The sequence below is a fragment of the Peribacillus sp. S4 genome (genome assembly GCF_046715815.1).
Lineage (GTDB): Bacteria > Bacillota > Bacilli > Bacillales > DSM-1321 > Peribacillus > Peribacillus frigoritolerans.
This window is the reverse complement of record NZ_CP175708.1, coordinates 1302776-1319098: the sequence shown is the minus strand read 5'-3', so window position 1 is coordinate 1319098 and position 16323 is coordinate 1302776. Positions and strand designations below refer to the sequence as shown.

15 protein-coding genes are annotated in these 16323 nt (G+C 40.3%); 4 read left to right on the top strand and 11 right to left on the bottom strand.

Annotation, left to right across the window (positions count from 1 at the left end; genetic code table 11):
- Positions 1-1040: 1040 nt before the first annotated feature.
- Positions 1041-1622, bottom strand: a complete 582-nt coding sequence (locus ACJ9PY_RS06340) for a GNAT family N-acetyltransferase (protein ID WP_063577057.1) — start codon at positions 1620-1622, stop codon at positions 1041-1043.
- Positions 1623-1718: 96 nt separating this feature from the next.
- Here ACJ9PY_RS06340 and ACJ9PY_RS06335 point away from each other — a divergent pair, with 96 nt between their 5' ends.
- A complete protein-coding gene (locus ACJ9PY_RS06335) occupies positions 1719-1907 on the top strand; it encodes a hypothetical protein (RefSeq protein WP_034314508.1) in 189 nt (62 codons plus the stop codon).
- Between the two features lie 52 nt (positions 1908-1959).
- Here the strand turns inward: ACJ9PY_RS06335 and ACJ9PY_RS06330 are convergent, their stop codons facing one another.
- Entirely contained in the window at positions 1960-3105 is a 1146-nt protein-coding gene (locus tag ACJ9PY_RS06330; RefSeq protein WP_057279035.1) for a putative glycoside hydrolase, read from the bottom strand.
- A 567-nt stretch (positions 3106-3672) separates the two neighbouring features.
- Between ACJ9PY_RS06330 and trpS the strand changes: the two genes are divergently transcribed.
- Positions 3673-4659 carry a tryptophan--tRNA ligase gene (gene trpS / locus ACJ9PY_RS06325; RefSeq protein ID WP_057278886.1) on the top strand — a complete coding sequence of 329 codons (987 nt, stop codon included), beginning with the start codon at positions 3673-3675 and terminating at the stop codon, positions 4657-4659.
- A 223-nt stretch (positions 4660-4882) separates the two neighbouring features.
- Here the strand turns inward: trpS and ACJ9PY_RS06320 are convergent.
- The 5 genes from ACJ9PY_RS06320 to ACJ9PY_RS06300 form a co-directional block, all read right to left on the bottom strand.
- Positions 4883-6231 (bottom strand): IS3 family transposase gene (locus tag ACJ9PY_RS06320; protein WP_411738344.1). Its coding sequence is split into 2 segments (ribosomal slippage): positions 4883-5772 and positions 5772-6231, totalling 1350 coding nucleotides; the frame shifts between segments, so codons are not numbered across the junction.
- Positions 6232-6347: 116 nt separating this feature from the next.
- Positions 6348-7103, bottom strand: coding sequence for a YjbA family protein (locus tag ACJ9PY_RS06315; protein WP_034314514.1), 756 nt, complete (start codon positions 7101-7103; stop codon positions 6348-6350).
- A gap of 114 nt (positions 7104-7217) precedes the next feature.
- On the bottom strand, positions 7218-7982 hold the full coding sequence (locus tag ACJ9PY_RS06310; RefSeq protein WP_098864138.1) for a DUF2268 domain-containing protein: 765 nt from the start codon (positions 7980-7982) through the stop codon (positions 7218-7220).
- A 127-nt stretch (positions 7983-8109) separates the two neighbouring features.
- Positions 8110-9348, bottom strand: coding sequence for a beta-ketoacyl-ACP synthase II (fabF, locus tag ACJ9PY_RS06305; protein WP_057275861.1), 1239 nt, complete (start codon positions 9346-9348; stop codon positions 8110-8112).
- 50 nt (positions 9349-9398) lie between these two features.
- On the bottom strand, positions 9399-10334 hold the full coding sequence (locus ACJ9PY_RS06300; RefSeq protein ID WP_034314519.1) for a beta-ketoacyl-ACP synthase III: 936 nt from the start codon (positions 10332-10334) through the stop codon (positions 9399-9401).
- Between the two features lie 201 nt (positions 10335-10535).
- Here ACJ9PY_RS06300 and ACJ9PY_RS06295 point away from each other — a divergent pair, with 201 nt between their 5' ends.
- Positions 10536-10757 carry a hypothetical protein gene (locus tag ACJ9PY_RS06295; protein ID WP_063577060.1) on the top strand — a complete coding sequence of 74 codons (222 nt, stop codon included), beginning with the start codon at positions 10536-10538 and terminating at the stop codon, positions 10755-10757.
- A 41-nt stretch (positions 10758-10798) separates the two neighbouring features.
- On the opposite strand, the gene ACJ9PY_RS06290 is transcribed toward ACJ9PY_RS06295, so the two are convergent.
- The 3 genes from ACJ9PY_RS06290 to ACJ9PY_RS06280 all read right to left on the bottom strand — a co-directional run bounded on the left by ACJ9PY_RS06290 (position 10799) and on the right by ACJ9PY_RS06280 (position 12862).
- Complete coding sequence (locus tag ACJ9PY_RS06290; protein ID WP_034314525.1) at positions 10799-10981, bottom strand: ComZ family protein; 183 nt, start codon at positions 10979-10981, stop codon at positions 10799-10801.
- Positions 10982-11203: 222 nt separating this feature from the next.
- On the bottom strand, positions 11204-12037 hold the full coding sequence (locus ACJ9PY_RS06285) for a hypothetical protein (protein ID WP_098185142.1): 834 nt from the start codon (positions 12035-12037) through the stop codon (positions 11204-11206).
- A 102-nt stretch (positions 12038-12139) separates the two neighbouring features.
- The gene (locus ACJ9PY_RS06280) at positions 12140-12862 is read right to left on the bottom strand and encodes an alpha/beta hydrolase (RefSeq protein WP_098936955.1); all 723 of its coding nucleotides are present in this window, start codon (positions 12860-12862) and stop codon (positions 12140-12142) included.
- A gap of 296 nt (positions 12863-13158) precedes the next feature.
- Here ACJ9PY_RS06280 and ACJ9PY_RS06275 point away from each other — a divergent pair, with 296 nt between their 5' ends.
- Positions 13159-13350: a YjzD family protein gene (locus tag ACJ9PY_RS06275; RefSeq protein ID WP_034314532.1), complete on the top strand. Its 192-nt coding sequence runs from the start codon at positions 13159-13161 to the stop codon at positions 13348-13350.
- Positions 13351-13432: 82 nt separating this feature from the next.
- Here the strand turns inward: ACJ9PY_RS06275 and clpB are convergent, their stop codons facing one another.
- Complete coding sequence (gene clpB, locus ACJ9PY_RS06270; RefSeq protein WP_411739665.1) at positions 13433-16021, bottom strand: ATP-dependent chaperone ClpB; 2589 nt, start codon at positions 16019-16021, stop codon at positions 13433-13435.
- Positions 16022-16323: the final 302 nt, after the last annotated feature.

Here is a 16323-nt window from a genome sequence, read left to right as displayed (position 1 = left end):
CGACGCAAGCATCTGCGGGGTCTCGGCTAGCCAGCTTCTCGGCAGGTTTGTCGCATATTTCTTCCATCCTTTAAGGATTACAGTAAAAAAAACATCAAGGATCACCTTATCTTATATTTGGTTCGGGAGGAGTCTAGCCTACGGTTTTTTCTTAAAATTTCATTCCAGTTGATTCCAGAAATCCGCTCCCTTTCCTCCGACTGTCTGCCAAGCCCCCTTGACGTAAGCATCTGCGGGGTCTCGGCCAGCCAGCATCTCGGCAGGTGTGTCGCATATTTCTTCCATCCTCTAAGGATTACAGTAAGAACATCAAGGATCACCTAGTCTTAAATTCGGTTCGGGAGGAGTCTAGCCTACGGTTTTTCTTAAAATTTCATTCCAGTTGATTCCAGAAATCCGTTCCCTTTTCGCCGACTGTCTGCCAAGCCTCCTCGACGCAAGCATCTGCGGGGTCTCGGCTAGCCAGCTTCTCGACAGGTGTGTCGCATATTTCTTCCATCCTCAAAGGATTACAGTAAGAACATCAAGGATCACCTAGTCTTAAATTTGGTTCGAGATGAATCTAGCCTACGGTTTTTTCTTAAAATTTCATTCCAGTTGATTCCAGAAATCCGTTCCCTTTTCGCCGACTGTCTGCCAAGCCTCCTTGACGCAAGCGTCTGTGGGGTCTCGGCTAGCCAGCTTCTCGGCAGGTGTGTCGCATATTTCTTCCATCCTCAAAGGATTACAGTAAGAACATCAAGGATCACCTAGTCTTAAATTTGGTTCGGGATGAGTCTAGCCTACGGTTTTTTCTTAAAACTTCATTCCAGTTGATTCCAGAAATCCGCTCCCTTTTCGCCGACTGTCTGCCAAGCCTCCTTGACGCAAGCGTCTGTGGGGTCTCGGCTAGCCAGCATCTCGGCAGGTGTGTCGCATATTTCTCAATATATTGGAGGTTACAACCAATATGACTTTATTGAATATTAACCAAATTATCCTTTTAAAAAACATGATCTCGACAAACTAAAAAGGGCAGGTTAACAACCGGCCCTTTTTACTCAAACTTCCATCTCTTTAAAAATATCGGCTTCCTGACCTGCATTCAAGCTAAGTACATCATCTACATCTTGATAAGATTTCCCATAAAGATCATCATCTTTGTAAGTATGGATTTCAGAATAAATCTCTTTCATGAAATCAAATACATCTTCTTCATCGACAGATGGATTTGCCGGCCAATACAAGATTTCCATAGGCGTATTCTCCTTGGTGGCAAGCGATTTTCTGCTGTAGGAAATCGAAGAGGCGTGCTTGAATCCTTCCCTTTTATAAAATTTCAGCCTTTTAAATGTATCATCATCATTTTCTTGTACTGGTTCTACTTCCAGCAAGATCGTTTTCTGCTTTTTTTGCAACTTTTGAATTAATTTTCTTCCAAGTCCCTGCCCCCTTGATTTCTTTGATACAAAAAGGTAATCAACGAATATAAACTCGTCCCCTTCCACATATAATAAAACATGGTCGGGACCTTCATCCTTTTTATATATTTCCTGCTTATCTTCTAAAAGAACTTCTATGTGTTCTTTTGACTTCATTTCTTCAATAGGGAAATACTGGTTTAGCTTTTCATACCAATTCATAATTTAATCTCCTCATTTGCTAGTTTATACTTTCCAGATTTTTTCTTATCCACTACAATGGAACTTGAATAGCTTGAAAATATTAGGAGGGTTTTGATGATCAGCTACTTTTTGGACTTTTTTTTAGTCGCCGCTTGCGTTATTGGCATTACGGCTGTGAATGGCGTTGTGACGAATGGCATCGGCGAAAAATGGTTTGGCGGGAAACGTCACTCTCATATTTTCGATCAATCGAAACGAATTCAGTCAGGGTGGAGTCAAGTTGGCGGGAATAAAAAGCGGTAATTCAGAGAGAATTTTGGATGACCGGAAGGAACTTCCTAGGTCATCCTTTTTTTCATGGGGTATAGTCTACTCCCTTTGTATATCGATTTGCTGCATTCCACAATAGGTATTCATCAATACCATTATCATTCAATGCTTTTATTTGGGCTTCCACTTCTTCCTTACCATACCTTTGGTAATTACCATCACCTAAATATGAAGCAGTAAAATCTTGGAGCCAAGGTCTTGAAGTAGGTGGTGTTTTTAGTTCCTTCAGCTTCCCGTTCTCCAATTTCGCATATTCCTTAACGAGATTATAAGGCTCCAAATCAGGCTTTTCGATACCAAAATAAGATGTCCAGTGGCTCGGATAGATCATCGAGGAAATTACATCAACATTCTCAGAGATTTTTGTGAAGTTTTGCCCAATTCCGGGAGCTTCAGGCAATGTAGCCGCATATCCAAAAATATCCACCGACACTTTGACATCGTATGGTTCCAGTTGTTTCCTCGCATAACTTACGAAATCAGTAACTGCCTGAACCCTTTTGGCTGTATGACTCATTTTCGCTTCATCATATTCACCGACATCATATTTCAAATCATCTTCTTTATTTTCGAATCCTTCGGGAAAACGGACATAGTCAAATTGAATTTCTTTAAAGCCCATCTTTGCCGCTTCAATGGCAATACCGACATTATAATCCCACACTTCTTTTAAGAATGGGTTAACGAAGGCTTCCCCTCGACCATTCTTCCATACCTTTTCACCATCTAAAAAAGACAACTCAGGTTTCTCTTTGGCCAAAAGGGAGTCTTTAAAGACGACAACCCTTGCAATCGGATAAATCTGTTTATCCTCAAATTTTTTCAGCATTGCCCTTGGGTTTTTTATGTAGTCTTTACCAATCCCAGCATATGGAGAGTCGGGATCTTCCGTTTTATACGTTACGTTCCCCTTGTCATCCTTAATGTCAATGACCATCGCATTCAAATCGGTTTCATCTACATATTTGATAAGTTCATTCAGTTTATTGCCACCCGCTGCAGGCCCTGTCACATATATTCCGCGTACAGCATCCGGATAGTCGAATTTCAACCCCGAATCAAAAACAAAACGCGGTACGCTCGCAGGCAATTCTTTATTTTCTAATGCTACCTGCCTCGTTTCGTTCATGCCTTGCGCATGAACTGGCTGTTGAATCAGGAATATGCACATACCTGTCATCAACCATTTACACATTGGTTTCATTTTCTCCACCTCATTCGCCATCAGTCATCAATATTCAACAAATATAATAAACCCCTTTCTTTAATACCACAAACAATTAACTTTACTCCTATATATGATAAATAATTAAAAAAACTGCTTTACAAAGTTTCAGCTTAAGAATACGTTCACAATCCTGTATTCCCTTGTGAGTATCCTTCCCTAAAATGGTCTGCTCATTGTGGTATATGTTAAACGGTTTGATTTTCCTCGAACCCTTCATTTCTTCCATGTCAAAAAAAGAAACGGAAATCCTTTCTAATGGCTTGATTTCCGTTTCGATTATACATTTAATATGAATAAATGCTAAAATACAGTATAGTGGACATTTCGTATTCTCAGAATGGCATCGATACAGGACAAAACGGCCCTCCACAAGATTCAAATGAGCGTTTCCTCACACAGGAACATGCACATTTCTTTCAAAGAATGTGGATTCATTTTCTATTTATCCTTACAATAATGAAGAGCGAATATCCATTTATCAATAAACGTATTTAGAGGAGTGACTAGCAGTTGAAAAGGATTTTCTCCGGCATTCAGCCATCCGGTTCCGTTACTTTAGGAAATTACATCGGAGCCATGAAACAATTCGTTAACTTACAAAATGAATATGAATGTTTCTTTTGTATTGTTGACCAACATGCAATTACAGTTCCACAAGACCGCATCAAGTTAAGGAAAAACATTAAAACATTGGCTGCTTTATATCTGGCCATTGGCCTGGATCCTGAAAAGAATATCATCTTCATTCAATCAGAAGTACCAGCGCATGCACAGGCAGGCTGGATTTTACAGAGTATATCCTATATCGGGGAACTTGAGAGAATGACACAATTCAAGGACAAATCCGCTGGCAAAGAAGGGGTATCCGCAGCACTGCTCACTTACCCGCCGTTAATGGCTGCCGATATTCTCCTTTATAGTACAGATGTGGTCCCTGTCGGGGAAGATCAAAGACAGCATCTTGAATTGACACGCGATCTGGCTGAACGATTCAATAAAAAGCATAATGACATATTCAAAATCCCGGAAATTAGCCTCCCTACAGAAGGGGCACGTATCATGTCCCTTCAGGAACCAACCAAGAAAATGAGCAAATCCGATCCTAATAAAAAGGCGACGATTGCCTTATTGGATGATCCGAAGCAAATCGAAAAAAACATCAAGAGCGCAGTTACCGATTCGGAAGGAATTGTCCGTTACGATAAGGAAAACAAAGCAGGTGTTTCCAACCTGATGTCCATATACTCCATTTTCAGTGGAAAATCCTATTCAGAAATTGAAGAGATGTATGAGGGCAAAGGCTATGGTGACTTTAAAAGTGATTTGGCTGAGGTGGTTCTTGGAGAAATCCTACCAATCCAAGAACGCTATAATGCATTGATCGATTCACCTGAATTGGATGAAATTCTGGACCGCGGTGCAGAAAAGGCGAATATTGAAGCCAATAAAATGATCAGAAAAATGTATAATGGCATGGGACTTGGCAGAAAGAGATAAAAGAAGACGATTCTCAACAAAAATCGTCTCAGTGTGTAAACAAAAGGTTTCGGAATGGTATCATTCCGAAACCTTTTGTTTGTTTGGAGAAGTTGACCTCTCGTGATTCTTTTCACATTCTTGCCAAATATGTCACTCCTCCGCGGGCTCAGGCAAATTTTCAAATTGCACATAAAAAACTGTAGACAGATTTGATCTGACCCAATAAAGTTAGACATATAATTTAAGCAGCTTCTAAGACCTGAGTTCGGTATTCTATCGGACTCAGGTCTTTTAATTTTACCTTCATTCGTTTGTGGTTATAGTAATGTATATAATCATCTAATTCCTTTTCAAAGTGCTCCATACTTTCAAACTCTTGGAGATAAAGCAATTCAGACTTTAACAAGCCAAAAAAGTTTTCAATGACTGCGTTATCTAAACAATTTCCCTTACGGGACATGCTTTGTATAATGCGGGAATCTTTTAAGGTTTTTTGATACTTCTTCATTTGATAATGCCACCCTTGATCCGAATGGAGGATGACCGTATCTTCTGGTTTTAGGTGTTTAATCGCCTCATCTAACATATCTCCAACAAGTTTATAAACAGGGCGTTTCATCACTTTGTAGGCAATAATTTCACCATTACATAAATCAAGGATAGGGGATAGGTAACGTTTCTCCCCAAATAAATGAAATTCCGTTACGTCTGTTACCCATTTTTGATTCATTTTCTCGGCTTGAAAATCACGTTGTAAAATATGGGGGGCAATTCGACCAACACGCCCCTTATACGAACGATACTTTTTCATACGGACTAAACATTTTACGCCCATTTCATTCATGAGGCGGTTGATGGTCTTTGGATTGTGAGAAAACCCATATTTTTTTAACTCTTTTGTGATACGACGATAACCGTAACGTCCTTTATGTTCATGATAGATAGACTGAATAGTGGCTTTTACCTTCGAATACTTATCTTCTCGATTCAAGCGTTTTTCCCAATAATAGTACGTGCTACGTGGAATATCAGCGACTTTAATTAAGGCCACAACCTCATAAATGGACTTTAGTTCATAAATTACTTGCGCTTTGATTTGGGTTGTAATTTTTCCTGCATTTGAACTAAAGTATTTAACTTTTTTAAATACGCATTCTCCATTTCTAGTTGTTTAATTCGTTCTTCAAGCTCTTTAACCGAACCTTCAATTTGTTTGGATGGATTGATATCTTTTTTCATGGATGGTCTCCCCTTTTTCTTAGAAATTAGGGCATCTAATCCATAGGCATTAACATTTATTCTCCACGTCCGAATTAGTGCTGGAGATGAAATATTAAACCTTGCGGCTGCGTCGTAAGAAGATATACCCGTTTCATTCATATAATTAAGTACATCCATTTTAAACTCCGTAGAATAACTTGTATAGGATTTCTTAAATCCATCGGCTCCTTGAATTTGGTATAAACGAACCCATCCTTGAATCACTTGATACGAAACTTCAAATATTTTTTGAAGATCCATATAGCTGTGCTTTCCTTCAAGGTAAAGTCGTGTAATGAATATTTTCTGTTCGGCAGAAAAATTAGCCATAAAAAACACCCCGTAAATGTTAGTTTGGTGTCTAACATTTACGGGGCAGTTCAATTCGATTTTCATCAAGTCTGTCTACAGTCTGAGACTTATCCTCAACGGATCGTCTTTTTTGTTCATAATATCGATGGGCTATCGCCAGCCTCCACTTGCCAAAGCTTTTCAAAAAAAGGCTGCCCCTTCACAAGGTTTTCACAAAGTTGAAGGTGCTTCTCTGACCAGCCTTCCTTCATTTCCTCATATAACTCAAGCCAAGCTATCTGAAAATCCATTTCTTGAATGCTTTCATATTTCTCAGGGGCCCATTCTGTGTACCAATACCGGATTTCAGCAGTGTTTTTCGCCGTGAATAATTGGTCCATGGCCATGAATAGCAATTGCTTAAGCTGTCTTTCTTTTCTTGTCAAACCGTTCATGAATAAGGGAGACGGCGACAAAATATGATATTCTTTCTCAGATGTAGGTTTTTCAGTAAAGGTGTAATCCATCTCATCATGGTTTTCTATCATGTCATAAACAATTTGTTCCTGCCGGGGAATTATTCTGCTTTTCCTAATCGGAATATGATAACCTATCGTATCAACAGCTAAAATTCCATTTCCGTCAGTCACGATAAAACAATAGTCAAGCTGAATTCGCTCATGATTTTTCCTTGCATATGCTTTTTGATAAACATCATTCAACAATGGCTTAGGTAATTCTGACAAGTCGTTTTCTATGTAGTGGAACAATGTTGATGACACTTTCAACAAAGGAACTTGATCTAGTAGTTCGATCCCGTCATCTTTCCTCCATTCATGAAAATGACAAATATTATAGCCGTTTTCTTCTCCTTCAAACCAGTTAACCCATACATCATGAAGATATAGCATCATTCATCCCTCACTTAAACAAATTTCTGTTTGTCAATCAGTATAGGCAGGAACCATACAATTTATTCCTATTCTAGAAAACAGATTGAGAAAAAAAGAACGTATATATTAGCTCTATTTTGATAAGAATTCTTCAGATTGAATAATGAATGATCTTTTCACAGAGAGTTTTTCAAAATTTTTCACCAGGTAATAGCCACTACAGTATCCAAGCATATATGGATATCCTTTTGTCCCAAGCAGAAGTACATCATGCAGAGGATCTGTACGTTTTATTGTGTGCTTTTCCTCTAAATGCTTTCTCCAATATTCTCGTAGTTTATCTTCCTGATATAACTTAGTCCAATTCGCTAAATATTTTGTTCCTAAATATTTTCCCACCGTTCTTTCCGCCAGTCCTTCCATGATCATCGTATCAAGGAGAGTGAATTCTTTTTGGTCCTTTTTCAAATGATGCAGACGGCAAACATGATGGTATTCATGAATCAACAGGGCCTCCATTTCCTTTTCGGCTATCCCCTTTCCGTAAAAAAGGAATAGTTTATCTTTAAAGGCCAACCCTGACTTCGTTTCAACTTTTTTATTCCATATCCCTGTAGACATGAGCGGGAAAATATATATGGGAACATCAGGCCCTCCCCATAGCTTCTTATAAGCCGTAAACAAGCTTTGTGTTTTTTCCCATACATCGTTTTCCTGTAAGTCTTCCCATGTGAGTTTTGTTTTTTGATTCGGCGAATACATGCCATGCTTCAATAAATGATGATACATCATTTCAGCATCAAGGGTATCGTTGAAATTGCTTTTAAGTCTTTCCATCATCTGGATCGGCCGGTTGAAATCCTTCCTCATCCATTCATTGGTTGAAATGACTCCCATTTCCCCAAACACCTCCGCTTCTATTGACTATCGTATGATTTAATGAAGGCGGATGACACAATATATCCCTTTTCCCTTTAACCTAAAAAAGAGCAGATCCCAAAAAGATCTGCTCTTCCTTCAAAACTTATTGATATTTCTTGAAAAGAATCGTTGCGTTATGTCCACCGAATCCAAGTGAATTGCTGATGGCTGCATTGATTTCGCCCTTCCTTGCTTGATTCGGGACATAGTCCAAATCACACTCAGGGTCTGGTGTTTCAATATTGATGGTTGGAGGCAAAATGCTGTCCCTGATTGCCTGAATCGTGAATATTGCTTCCACACCGCCTGCTGCACCTAACATATGGCCTGTCATTGATTTAGTGGAACTTATCGCAAGTTTATTAGCATGGTCGCCAAAGACTTCTTTGACTGCCATCGTTTCGTATTTGTCATTGTAAGGCGTACTCGTTCCATGGGCATTCACATATTGGATGTCTTCCGGATTCAAACCTGCATCCTCAATTGCAATTTTCATGGCTCTTGCACCGCCCTCTCCACCTGGTGCCGGAGCGGTAATATGGAAGGCATCTCCAGTTGAGCCATAACCAGCTATTTCAGCATAAATATTGGCTCCTCTATTCAATGCATGTTCAAGGTCTTCCAGAACGATGATTCCAGCTCCTTCACCTATTACGAAACCATCACGGTTAAGATCGAAAGGACGGCTAGCGGTTTGTGGATCAGGATTTGTCGATAAAGCCGTATTTGCACAGAAGCCTGCAACCGACATTTTTGTGATTGGCGCTTCGGCCCCGCCTGTAATCATGACATCGGCATCGCCCCGTTGAATGGCTTTAAACGCATCACCAATTGAGTTTGTTCCTGTTGCACAGGCTGTTACCGTACATGAATTGATTCCTTTTGCACCCAGTAAGATAGAAACCTGGCCGGCTGCCATGTCCGGTATCATCATTGGAACGAAAAATGGGCTAACCCGTTTATATCCCCTGTTTAAAAAGTTTTCATGCTGTGTTTCAAGTGTCTCCAGCCCGCCGATACCCGAACCGATCCAGACCCCGACACGTGCAGCATTTTCATCGGTTATTTCCAGCTTGCTATCATTATATGCCATAACGGAAGCTGCAATTGCATAATGCGTAAAACGGTCCATTTTGCGAGCTTCTTTACGATTTATATATGTTTCTATATCAAAGTCCTTGATTTCAGCAGCCACTTTAACGGGATATTCTTCAGCATTCAAACGAGTTAAAGGCCCTATTCCCGATTTCCCCTCGATTATATTCTTCCATCCAGTTTCTGCATCATTACCAACTGGAGAGATTGCTCCAATACCTGTTACAACTACACGACGATTAGTCATTGAAAATGGCTCCTTCCTATTTTTAAAGCTCTTACGATTTGTTTCTTCTTTTATTTACCCCACCTAAGAGCGATCGCTCCCCATGTAAGGCCACCACCAAAACCGACCATGACGATTAAGTCATTGTCCTTGATTCTTCCAGCTTCCATTTCTTCCACAAGGGCCATTGGAATGGACGCTGATGAAGTATTTCCATATTTATGAACCGTTTTTGTCATTTTCTCAAGCGGGAGACCCAGGCGTTCCCTTGAGGCTTCCATTATGCGTATGTTTGCTTGATGCGGAACAAGCAGATCCACATCTTCCTTTGTCAAACCAGCTTTGTCCAATACACCCAGGCTGGATTCCCCCATCTGACGGACAGCAAATTTAAATACTTCACGTCCATTCATATGAATGAAATCTCCTTCCTGTAATAAGTGTTTCCCGCCAGTTCCATCTGCGCCTAATTCAAAGGAAAGGACCCCTTTGCCATCAGATACAGGTCCAAGTACAGCTGCACCCGCTCCGTCACCAAAAAGGACAGCAGTATTACGGTCTTCCCAATTGGTTACTTTCGAAAGTTTTTCAACACCGACAATCAACACATGCTTATATGCACCTGTCTTAATAAATTGCTGTGCCGTGATCATTGCATACATAAATCCGGCACATGCCGCACTTACATCCATTGCAGCTGCCTTCATCGCTCCCAATTTCTCTTGAATCATGCAAGCGACAGAAGGAAACGACTGATCAGGTGTAACGGTAGCCACAAGAATCATATCTATCTCTTCAGCCGAAATTTCCGCATTTTTCAATGCAGCCTTTGCGGCTTCATAAGCCATATCCGATGTATCAATATCATCATTTGCAATTCTTCTTTCTTCGATACCCGTCCTGGTCCGGATCCACTCGTCAGAAGTGTCCATAATTTTTTCTAAATCCGCATTTGTAACGATTTTGTCGGGTAAGTAGCGGCCAAGCCCTAGTATTCCAGCATTCATCTTGCCATCCCCTTATATTTTAATGAGTTATTATAATCATCTATTATTACCTGGTACTAATTTTATATAAAAAAAGACTTCCTTGCAAGAGTTAACAATTTGAAAGGCTAAAGAAATCTCCTTCGGAAGTCGGTCAAGCGCCTATGCCAGGGGAATTCAGGGACATACATTATAAATAAAAGGAGTAAAGGAGGACTCATTGTGGACATTTTCAATCGCAACCGCGAAAGAAACCCGGATGATCATTTTTCGAATTTGATGTTTGGCAGGAAACCCGAACCGGAGCAAGAGGAATCGAAGGTTGATTACTTGCAATTGATGGCGAGCGTTGAAACATTGATGGGCTTGTACAGTCAATACAAACCGACCATTGATAAAATCAATCTGGATCCATTGATTGCCAAGTTCTTGAAAAAAGAATAAAAAAATTAAGGCTGCCCTTTATCGGGACAGCCTGCCTTTAATTAACGCTGAGCATCTTGTTTGCCAAGCTCATAAGCTTCTTGCATTACGCTTTTAAAGAGCTCCATGAATGGCTCTGCCATCTCCATTGAAAATGGAATCCCGCTTGCCTCAAGCTTCGCTTTAGCCTCTGGGAAGTATTTCATGGCGATTCCCATAAATTCAAGAGTTTTATCTGAACTCATTCGCGTTTCCCCCCTATCTTTTGAATATTCATCAATTGATTTGTGATGCCAAAATAAAGCTCAATAATATCATAATTCCACATAACCCTTTCGTAAAGGGCGCACATATAAAATCATGGATATCTTTTGATGTTCTTCCTATCCTTGTACATTATAGTACAAGACATATAGATTAGAGGCAAATATACCGTTTTGTTCTTCTCAAATAACGAAAATATTTTTTTAATCACGCTTTCTCCACTTTTTAAGTAAGTTTAATCGTTTATTATGTTTTTTTTGTAATGCAATGCCTTCTTCCGGTTCCATTTTGCATTGCACTTCAAATATTGTTCCTTTATTGATTTTAGTTGTTGATTGTTGGGGAGTGAATGAATCCATGCTTTCATCAAATATTAGCTTGGCACATTCATTCCAATGATCATCAATAGAGCTGCACAATTGGATGTCCCTATCGGAACCTGAGGTTAGCACCGCTTCCAAAGCATTAACAAAATCAGTGATATAGAGAGCATCAAAGGTATATTCGGCAGCTATTGCCGCTTTGATATCAGACTGCCCAAGCTGATTGATTCCAGCTTCAAAGCTCATGCCTTCCGATTGCCAAGGTCCATAAATCGTAGGTAAAAATATGATTTTTGCGGAATCGATTTCACGAATCGAGTTTAATATGGAATGAAAAATACTGACATCTTTTTCAATGGGCATGAAAAGAACGAAATTGGGCGTTTCATTCTTGCCATTTTTGAATTTCTCAATAAAGGAAACGATTTCGCCTATCAGAAAATCGATTTTCCCCATTTTGCCGCTTTGAATATCGTAGCAAGAGATGAACACCGTGTCCTCCTGTGAAATATCCAATAATTTAAGTTTATTTATCGGAAAGTATATAAAATTTGAATTCCTTCCTATTTCAAGTTCTTTTTCTTCCATAATATATTGATTTGCTTCGGAATCATCCCAATCGATTCCAATTACTTCTTTCCCTTGGTTCAAAAAATATTGAGTCACATAGAATCCCACAAATCGATAAGTGCCAATGACAATGTTTGTTTGCATAAATACAGCCTCCTCGTATGCCATCAAGCCCACTTCACCCGGCACGTCTAGTTTTTTTAGATGCTGTATCGTATGCAAACTATTGTAAAAATATATCTCTTCTCATAAAATCTCTTCATTCTCATTGAAAAACTTTTGTATTTGATAGGGGATTTTATAACGTTTTTCGGGCAATATATACGTCAGCTGCAGTTCTGCTTTTCTTGCCAGCTGGATTTGCCGATAAAGGGAGGCTTGCTCTTTCCGTAAGCTTCCAAAAACCTGAATCACTTTCATGGGGATATTCTCTGCGATTACTGAATCTTCAGTGTCCAGGATATGCTGCTCACATTCCGCAGGCTCAAGCTCATATGCAGCAGCAACCTCGGACAGCCACTTTTTATAGAAGAACTTATTTTCCTTTTCTTTCTCCAATTGTGCTTTCAAGGAAAAAACCGGATCAATCAATACGACAGACCGAATTTTATTTCCAAGTTCATTCATTAGCTTTAGGGCAAGTAGTGCGCCTGTCCCCTCTGCCAATATATGAACCCTTTGATTGACTATTTCTTTTTTCATGAAAAGAATATATAGGTTAAGGGAAAGGTCCAGTGCTTTAGGACTGCCCCAGTTGGCTCCGTGAAAATTGGATGAAAACAGCGTGTATCCGTATTCCTTTAAATATTCCAATATCTGCAGCCTCCCAGGATGCTGCAGCCAAAAGCTGCTGTCTTTTTCGACAAAATGACTGCGGTCTCCAATTACCATTACGGAAAAACCACTGGGCCGCTCTGGATAATAGATGATATTCCACTGGTCATCAATTTGAAAAGTTCGTTGTTCCATCGTTCTAACTCCTTTAAGGAATATTACTACTACTATATTAATTTATGACGAAAAATAGAAAGGGTCAGTGGAAACGCCTAACTTCTTATCTTAAATTAACCAAGCAGGGACGACTTTTGTGTTTATTTTCCCCTATAATTTCCTTTTTGAAGTTTTGAACCAACTTGTATGCCAAAAAAAATTCTCTTATGATTTAATGTATTGAATAATTTAAAGGTTATTATTAAAAACACGTTTTAACTGTATATTAATTATGGTAAGATAAAAATGAATGTAGTGGAATGAGGTGAAATTCGATGCGTTATGCTTGGACAATTTTTTGGACATTCTTATTAGTGCATATGACTGTATATGTTGTTTCTTCCATGATCGGAGTTTCATACGATGCTGCGCAGGGAACGATTTTAGGATTGGCTGCTGCTATCCTGATTCTTATCATCCCTGCTATCTTGCCTGCTGGGCCAGCTAAAGACTCCCATCAACATTAAGAAGCAAAAGAGGACATCCTTTTTAGGATGTCCTTTTTGTTATACCATACTTTGCTTACGGGTAAACTGCATGGCGACGTTTTTATATGAGGACCAATTCATCATGATCACAATCAATCGTGATTCCTTCTTTAAGCTCAACAGTCCCGGCTATGATTTTACGGGCGATTTTCGTTTCGAGATGCTTTTGGATGAATCGCTTCAGCGGTCTTGCCCCATATACCGGATCATATCCCTGGTCCGCAATGAATTCCTTAGCCGCTTTTGTGACGTTGAGAACTATATTTTGTTCAGTTAACCTCACTTGTAATTGATGAACCATTTTATCTACGATTTCAACGATTTCTTGTTTTGTCAGAGGCTTGAATAAAACAATATCATCAACTCGATTCAAAAATTCCGGACGGAAATGCCCTCTTAATTCTTTAAAGACCTGATTTTTTATTTCTTCTTCAATGCCACCATCCACTCGGTTGGATTGCAATAAGAAATGGGAACCGATATTGGAAGTCATGATGATCACCGTATTTTTACAGTTGATTGTTCTGCCTTGGGAGTCTGTTATTCTTCCATCATCCAACATTTGCAGTAAAATATTGAAGACTTCCGGATGCGCCTTTTCAATTTCGTCCAATAATATGACTGAGTAGGGGTTTCTCCTAACAGCCTCCGTAAGCTGGCCGCCTTCCTCAAATCCAACATAACCGGGAGGTGCACCAACAAGTCGGGACACGGAATGTTTCTCCATATATTCCGACATATCAATTCGAATCATATGTTCCTCACTATCGAATAATGTTTCTGCCAAAGCTTTTACCAATTCGGTTTTACCGACACCAGTCGGCCCTAGAAAAATGAATGAACCGATTGGTCTGTTTGGATCTTTTATTCCAGCCCTTGCTCTTAAAACAGCATCGGATACGAGTTCCACCGCTTCTCCTTGACCGATTACCCGTTCATGCAGGATATCTGATAGGCGAAGCAGCTTCTCCCTTTCACTTTCCACCAGCTTGCTTACCGGAATCCCTGTCCACCTTGCCACAATCGAGGCAATTTCCTCCTCCGTCACTTCCTGGCGAAGCAATCGTGATTCCTGTTTTTCCTTTTCCAATTCGTCTTCCATTGCTTCCAATTCTTTTTGAAGCTGCGGAATCCTTCCATGCCGAAGTTCAGCTGCCCGGTTAAGGTCATAGTCATTCTCTGCCTGTTCCAGTTCATGACGCAGTTTCTCAAGCTCTTCACGTTTGTCCTGCACCTTTTGAAGCGCTGATTTCTCCATTTGCCACTTTGATTTCATGCTATTCGCTTGATCCTGAAGTTCTGATAGTTCTTTTTGAAGCCCTTCCAGCCTTGCTTTGCTTTGAGGGTCGTCTTCATTTTTCAGGGCCGCTTCTTCAATTTCAAGTTGCATGACTTTTCTCGTGATTTCATCCAACTCGGATGGCATGGAGTCGATTTCCATGCGGATCATCGCACAAGCTTCATCCACTAGATCGATCGCTTTATCCGGTAAAAATCGCTCCGTTATATATCGGTTCGAAAGGACAGAGGCTGCAACGATCGCCCGATCATGTATCCTGACGCCATGATGAATTTCAAACCGTTCCTTTAATCCCCGCAAAATTGAAATCGTATCTTCAACATCCGGTTCAGGAACCAGAACCTGTTGGAAACGGCGTTCCAAAGCCGGATCCTTTTCAATATATTGCCGATATTCATCAAGGGTCGTTGCACCGATGCAATGCAGCTCACCGCGCGCAAGCATCGGCTTTAACATATTTCCGGCATCAAGGGCGCCATCTGTTCTTCCTGCACCGACAATTGTATGCAATTCATCAATGAATAAGAGAATCTTCCCATCACTCTTCTTGATCTCATTCAACACCGCTTTTAGGCGTTCCTCAAATTCACCTCGGAATTTGGCCCCTGCGACAAGTGCACTCATATCGAGTGAAAAAACGGTCTTATCCTTTAAACCTTCCGGCACATCCTTCCTGACGATCCTTTGAGCCAACCCCTCGACAATCGCTGTTTTACCTACTCCAGGTTCTCCTATTAATACAGGATTATTTTTCGTTTTCCGTGAAAGGATCCGGATGACGTTACGGATTTCCGTATCTCGACCGATTACTGGATCGACCTTACCCGATTTAACCTCAGCAACGAGATCTCTGCCGTATTTTTTCAGTACTTCATAAGTGCTTTCAGGATTTTGACTAGTCACTCGCTGATTCCCCCTTATATCGCTTATAACCCGTTTTGCTTTATCATAATCAATTCCATATGATGAAAATAGCCTGTTTACATTCGTTCTATTGACTTGCAAAGACGCAAGCAGTATATGTTCGACAGATAAGTATTCATCCTCCCACTTCTGCATTTCCTTTTCGGCAGCCGTCAGAATTTGCTGTAGGGAGGATGACATGTAAACCTGGGAAACACCCCCGCTCACTTCCGGTAATCTATCCAATTCCTTATTCAGCTCTATATCAAATAGATTCACCGATTTACCAGATTCCGATAAAATCCTGATTAATAAACTTTCATCCTGCTCCATTAAGGCCATTAATAAATGAAGCTCTGTCAGCTCGGGATTCCCTCTTTCATTGGCTAGTTCCTGACCGCCAGTGAATGCCTGTTGGGTTCTCTCCGTCATTTTATTAATATCCATCTTGAAACCTCCCATTCATCTATATCATGAACGAATCCCCACTGGGTTTGACCAATTTTGACCTTTATATTTTTATTATACTTCTAATTCTCCCCATGTAAAGGAAAGTTATAAGAAATGCAGTAGTTTGGAAAATAAACGCAAAAAGCCTTTCTTCATATAGAAGAAAGGCTCAGACTGTACAAATTTGGACGTTGATTGGAACGTAGGGCACTCGCTTTCCGCGGGCGTTCCGGGAGCCCCCTCGGCGCACTTGCGCCTGTGGGATCTCCCTTGGACTCGCTATTCCCGCAGGAGTCTCG

Coding starts and splice junctions, on each gene's coding strand:
- clpB (WP_411739665.1), bottom strand. CDS start 16,021: ATGGATATTAATAAAATGACGGAGAGAACCCAACAGGCATTCACTGGC.
- ACJ9PY_RS06300 (WP_034314519.1), bottom strand. CDS start 10,334: ATGAATGCTGGAATACTAGGGCTTGGCCGCTACTTACCCGACAAAATC.
- ACJ9PY_RS06275 (WP_034314532.1), top strand. CDS start 13,159: ATGCGTTATGCTTGGACAATTTTTTGGACATTCTTATTAGTGCATATG.
- ACJ9PY_RS06315 (WP_034314514.1), bottom strand. CDS start 7,103: ATGCTATATCTTCATGATGTATGGGTTAACTGGTTTGAAGGAGAAGAA.
- ACJ9PY_RS06335 (WP_034314508.1), top strand. CDS start 1,719: ATGATCAGCTACTTTTTGGACTTTTTTTTAGTCGCCGCTTGCGTTATT.
- ACJ9PY_RS06285 (WP_098185142.1), bottom strand. CDS start 12,037: ATGCAAACAAACATTGTCATTGGCACTTATCGATTTGTGGGATTCTAT.
- ACJ9PY_RS06340 (WP_063577057.1), bottom strand. CDS start 1,622: ATGAATTGGTATGAAAAGCTAAACCAGTATTTCCCTATTGAAGAAATG.
- ACJ9PY_RS06280 (WP_098936955.1), bottom strand. CDS start 12,862: ATGGAACAACGAACTTTTCAAATTGATGACCAGTGGAATATCATCTAT.
- ACJ9PY_RS06310 (WP_098864138.1), bottom strand. CDS start 7,982: ATGGGAGTCATTTCAACCAATGAATGGATGAGGAAGGATTTCAACCGG.
- ACJ9PY_RS06290 (WP_034314525.1), bottom strand. CDS start 10,981: ATGAGTTCAGATAAAACTCTTGAATTTATGGGAATCGCCATGAAATAC.
- fabF (WP_057275861.1), bottom strand. CDS start 9,348: ATGACTAATCGTCGTGTAGTTGTAACAGGTATTGGAGCAATCTCTCCA.
- ACJ9PY_RS06330 (WP_057279035.1), bottom strand. CDS start 3,105: ATGTGCATATTCCTGATTCAACAGCCAGTTCATGCGCAAGGCATGAAC.